The following is a 5,167-nucleotide window of genomic DNA, read 5'->3' on the forward strand; positions in this document are numbered from 1 at the left end:
GCGGTACCGCACACCCGTCCCCCGCCCCTCTCACCCCCGAAACCACCCCATGGCGGGAGTGTGGACCAGCGCCCACATGGGTAACACGCCTTTCCCGTAAGGGCGTTGCACCCACCGGACCACCGCGCGCCCCTGGTAGAGCACGGAGACCCAGCATGTCCGACCTCGCCACCGTATCCGCCGAAATCGCCCCCTATCTCGCTTTAGCCGCCGGCAGCCTGGGCACCTCCGTCCTCACCGCCGCCCAGGACCGCCTCGCCGAACGCACCGTGACCGCCGGCGAGGGCTTCTTCCGCCGACTGCTGCACCGCCGCGACGGCACGCCCGCCGCCCTCGACGACGCCGGCGCCCCGCCGCTCGACACCGACCGCGCCGACGCCCTCGACGCCCTGCTGGCCACCCTCGACGACCACGACCGCCGCCTGCTCGCCACCGCCCTCGGCGCCTGGCTGCGCGCTCCCGCCGCCGACCGCGACGCCGCCCTCTTCCGCGACCACGTCACCCGGCTCGCCGCCTCCGCCGGCCCCCGCACCGTCTACAACAACCCCACCACCCACGGGGACCACTCCCTCGCCGCCGGCGAGATCCACGGCACCGTCAACTTCGGAAGCGCCCCCCGCCCGCGGGACGACGCATGAGCACCCCCAGACCCGGGGGCGGGGGCGACATCCACAACAGCCCCACCACCCACGGCGACCACTCCATCGCCGCCGGCAATATCCGCAACGTCGTCATCCGCTGGGCCCTGCAGCACCCCAGCGCCAGTTGGCTGCCCCTGCTCCTGGGCTGCGCCACCGTGGTCCTCGCCGGTACGGTCTGGCCGGACGGCCCCGCCTCCCAGTACGCCCTGTGGGGCGCGCTGACCGCCGTCTCCCTCGGCACCGGCGCCGCCCGCGTCCTCGTCCGCCGCCCCGGCGACGCCCGCCTCGTCGCCGTGCTCTCCCTCGCCTCCGTCCTGGCCACCGTCGGCGGCTGGCTGGCTTTCCGGGACGTGGCCACGCACGGCGAGATCGACGTCACCGGCAAGGTCTCCCCCCAGGGGCGCCGCACCCTGGCCAACGGGGAGCACACCACCCTGACGCTGCGCATCCCCGCCCCCAGGGACGCCCGCGACGCCCTCCGCCTCACCCTGGCCATCGACGACAGCGACCCGGCCGCCCCGACCTGCCGCCCGGAGACGTACGCGCTGGTCTCGCTGCCCTCCTCCGGCGCCGCCGACGTGCACAAGGTCCTCCCGGACGGCACCGCCGACCTCGCCCTCGGCGGGCAGGCCGGCACCGTCCGGATAGACGTCGGACTCGTCACCGCCCGCGCCTGCCTCATGGACCTCCGCGCCGTCCGGGCCACCCTCCACGACGAATAACGCCCGCCCGGAGGCCGCGTACGCGAACGAAACCGCGTAGCCGACGCGGCCACGCAAGCAGACGGGCCGCGTACCAAAAAGAAGCCGCCCACGAAAACACCGGCTACCGCATCGGCCACCCCTCACCGGAACGGAACCGAACAGAACGGACCTCAACCGCACCACGAAACCGCACCACGAAACGGGGACCCCATGACCACCCGCCGCCGCACCGGAACGACAGCCCTGCTCACCCTTACCGCCCTCGCCGCGACCGCCACCGCCTGCGGCTCCTCCGGCTCCGAGGAGAATTCCCTCTTCGCCTCCGGCCGGGTGTCGGTCGGCGTGAAAAGCGACCAGCCCGGCACCAGCAAACTCGACCACTACTCCCCCGTCGGTTTCGACATCACGCTCGCCAACCGCCTGCTGAAAAAACTCGGCGCGGAACCGGATTTCGGCGCCGTCCCGTCCGAGGACCGCAGCACCGTCCTCAAGAACAAGAAGAAAGACCTGGTCATCGCGACCTTCTCGATCACCGACGAGCGCGCGGCCGAGCTCGACTTCGTCGGCCCGTACGCCACCACCAGCCAGGGCGTCATGGTCCGCAAGGACGACCACCGCATCCGAAAAGACGAGGACCTCAACGGCAAAACCGTCTGCACATGGCCCGGGACCACCTCCGCCGAAACCCTCCGGACAATGGCCTCCCGCGTCACGGTCTACGAGGCGCGCGACGCCTCAAGCTGCATCGCCGACCTGGAGAAAAAGAAATCCGCTGACGCGGTCTCCACCGACCAGATGATCCTCTACGGATTCACCCAGGAACACCCGGGCCTGCGGGTCGTCCCCGAAGTCACCATCGGCCGGAAGAACAACTACGGAATCGCCATGGACAAAGGCCACCGGGACGACTGCCGCAAACTCCTCGACGCGCTGCGCGATTACCTCACCGGCAGCGACTGGGCACAGGATTTCGCCTTCACCCTCCACGCCATCCCGGGAGCCGACCCGCTCTGGGAAAGCAACTACAAACCCCGCGTGGACACCCTCGACGCCTACTCCTGCCGCGACAAGCTCGCCCCCTGAGCGGGCACAATGACGCCCATGACCGAGCCCCGACCCGCCCTGGCCGGCCGCTGGGCCGCCACCGTCGCCAAGGCCCGCGGCCACCGGGACGGCCCCGACCCGGCCCCGTACGCGGACAATCTGCTCCGCCGCTGGGCCGAGCCGCAGCGCCGCTACCACACCACCGACCACCTCATCGCGGTCCTCGACCGGATCGACGAACTCGCCGACCAGGCCGACGATCTGCCCGCCGTCCAGTTGGCGGCGTGGTTCCACGACGCCGTCTACCGGCCCGAGCGCTCCGAGAACGAGGAACGCAGCGCCGCCCTCGCCGAACGCGCCCTGCCCGAACTCGGCCTCGACCCGGCCCGTACCGCCGAGGTCGCCCGCCTGGTGCGCCTCACCGTGACCCACGACCCGGCGCCCGGCGACCGCAACGGCGCGGTGCTGTGCGACGCCGACCTCGCCGTCCTGGCGGGCTCCCCCGAGGCGTACGCCGCGTACGCCGCCGCCGTCCGCGCCGAGTACGCCTTCGTACCCGACCCCGACTTCCGCACCGGGCGCGCCGCCGCACTCCGCCAACTCCTCTCCCTGCCGCGCCTGTTCACGACCGCGCCGGCCCACGACCGCTGGGAGGAACCGGCCCGCCACAACCTGGCCACGGAACTGGCCCTGTTGGAGAGCGGGCGCGACTAACGGGGCCGTTGAACGGTGGGTGGCTGAACGGGGCGGCTGGACGATGGGGGGAGTGAACGGGGGCGGGGGCGGGGGTCGGGGCACCGGGCGGCCAAGACCGGGAACCGGGGCGGCAGCCGCAAGGGCGTACCGGGCGCCGACACGTCACGGACACCGACCCACCGGCCACCAACGTGGCGCAGCCCACCACCCCACCAGGAATGCCCACCGCCCCCACCCCGTTGACACCTGTTATGCCAGCCCCATCCGCCGCTCCCGTCCGCGCCCGCCTCCCGATAGCCGTCTACGTCCTCGGCCTGTCCGTATTCGCCCTGGGTACCAGCGAGTTCATGCTCTCCGGCATCCTCCAGCCGCTCGCCCGGGACCTGTCGGTCTCCATCCCGCAGGCCGGACTGCTGGTCTCCGCCTTCGCCATCGGGATGGTCGTCGGCGCGCCCGTACTGGCCGGCGCGACGCTCCGCCTGCCGCGCCGCACCACCCTCATCGCCCTCCTCGCCGTCTTCGGCCTCGGCCAGGCGGCGGGAGCCCTGGCGCCCAGTTACGGCGTCCTCTTCGCCTCCCGGGTGGTCAGCGCGCTGGCCTGCGCCGGCTTCTGGGCGGTCGGCGCGGCCGTGGCGGTCTCGCTCGTACCGGTCAACGCCCGGGCCCGCGCCATGGCGGTGATGGTCGGCGGCCTGAGCATCGCCAATATCGCCGGGGTCCCGGCCGGCGCGCTGCTCGGCCAGCACGCCGGCTGGCGCTCCGCCTTCTGGGCCGTGGCCGGGCTCTCCGTGGTCGGCCTCGTCGGCGTCATCGCGCTCGTACCGCGGACGGCGGTGCCGACCGGCGAGGACCGCCCGCAGCTCCGCCGCGAGCTGACCATCTACAAGGACAAGCAGGTCTGGCTGGCGCTGATCGCCACCGCGATGAACGGCGCGGCGGTCTTCGCGCTCTTCTCGTACCTCTCGCCGCTGCTCACCGACACCGCGGGGCTGGCCGAGAGCTGGGTGCCGACGGTGCTCGCGCTGTTCGGCGTGGGCGCGCTGATCGGGACGTTCATCGGCGGCCGGATCGCCGACGCCCACCTCTTCGGCACCCTCTTCGGCGGAATCTCCGCCTCCACGGCCGTCCTCGCGGTCCTGGCGCTGACCGCGCACAACCCGTTCGCCGCCGTGGCGCTCTCCCTGATGCTCGGCGTCACCGCCTTCACCACGGCCCCGGCGCTCAACGCCCGGATGTTCAACGTGGCGAACGCGGCCCCCACCCTGGCCGGTGCCACCACCACCGCCGCCTTCAACGTCGGCAACACCCTCGGCCCCTGGCTGGGCGGCCTGGCGATCAGCGCCGGCTGGGGCTACCCCGCCGTCGCCTGGACCGGCGCGGCCCTCGCCGCCATCGCCGTCCTCACCACGGCCGTCGCCTTCCGCCTCCACCGCACCACCGCCCGCTCCCGCGTGATCGCCTCCTCCACCCCGGCCGACCACCCGACCCGCACCCCGGAAACCGAATCGGCCTGACGAACCCACGGCTGCCCGGCAGGGCCGCCAGTCACGGGCCCCGGCTCTCCCGGAGGGGATGGGCCGGGGCCTGCCGGGCGCCTGGGGCCATCGGGCGACCGGGCCGGGGCCCTGTCGGACGACCGACCGGGGCCTGCTGGGCACCCGTCATGCGGTTGCGGCCGGCCCGGCATGCCTGCGCGGACGACCGGGGCCTACTGGGCGATCCGGGCCCTGTCGGGCGAGCGGCGGGCCCTGCTCGGCACCCGTCATGCGGTTACGGCCGGCACGGCATCCCCGACGACGACCGGTGCCTACCAGGCGACCTGGGCCCTGTCGGGCGAGCGGCCGGGGCCTGCTGGGCACCCGACACGCGGTTACGGTCGGCGGGGGCATCCCTGCGCGGACGACCCGGGCCTGCCCGGAGGCCGGACCGGCGGGCGAACCGCGCGACAAGCGGCGGCCAGGAGCCGACGGGCGCGTACCCACGCCACCCGTCACATGCGCTTACCTCACTGGGCCCCCTGCGCTCCCCTCCTCGCTTCCTCGCTTCCTCCTCCCCCGCCCTCCCCCCCGGGGGCCCCACCCC

General features: G+C 73.6%; 5 protein-coding genes. All 5 read left to right on the forward strand.

What is annotated here, in order from left to right; genetic code table 11:
• The first annotated feature begins 155 nt into the window (after window positions 1-155).
• The 5 genes from ADL22_RS35220 to ADL22_RS10335 all read left to right on the forward strand — a co-directional run bounded on the left by ADL22_RS35220 (window position 156) and on the right by ADL22_RS10335 (window position 4,599).
• A complete protein-coding gene (locus tag ADL22_RS35220) occupies window positions 156-638 on the forward strand; it encodes a hypothetical protein (RefSeq protein ID WP_066976050.1) in 483 nt (160 codons plus the stop codon).
• The gene (locus tag ADL22_RS10320) at window positions 635-1,363 is read left to right on the forward strand and encodes a hypothetical protein (RefSeq protein ID WP_066976051.1); all 729 of its coding nucleotides are present in this window, start codon (window positions 635-637) and stop codon (window positions 1,361-1,363) included. Before ADL22_RS35220 ends, ADL22_RS10320 begins: the two co-directional genes overlap by 4 nt.
• A 192-nt stretch (window positions 1,364-1,555) precedes the next feature.
• Window positions 1,556-2,428 (forward strand): transporter substrate-binding domain-containing protein, encoded by an 873-nt coding sequence (locus tag ADL22_RS10325; protein ID WP_066976053.1) that lies wholly within the window; start codon window positions 1,556-1,558, stop codon window positions 2,426-2,428.
• An 18-nt stretch (window positions 2,429-2,446) separates the two neighbouring features.
• A complete protein-coding gene (locus ADL22_RS10330) occupies window positions 2,447-3,103 on the forward strand; it encodes a hypothetical protein (RefSeq protein ID WP_079064000.1) in 657 nt (218 codons plus the stop codon).
• Between the two features lie 233 nt (window positions 3,104-3,336).
• Entirely contained in the window at window positions 3,337-4,599 is a 1,263-nt protein-coding gene (locus tag ADL22_RS10335; RefSeq protein WP_066976057.1) for a Cmx/CmrA family chloramphenicol efflux MFS transporter, read from the forward strand.
• Window positions 4,600-5,167: the final 568 nt, after the last annotated feature.

The sequence above is a fragment of the Streptomyces sp. NRRL F-4489 genome (assembly GCF_001509485.1).
Taxonomy (GTDB): Bacteria; Actinomycetota; Actinomycetes; order Streptomycetales; family Streptomycetaceae; genus Streptomyces.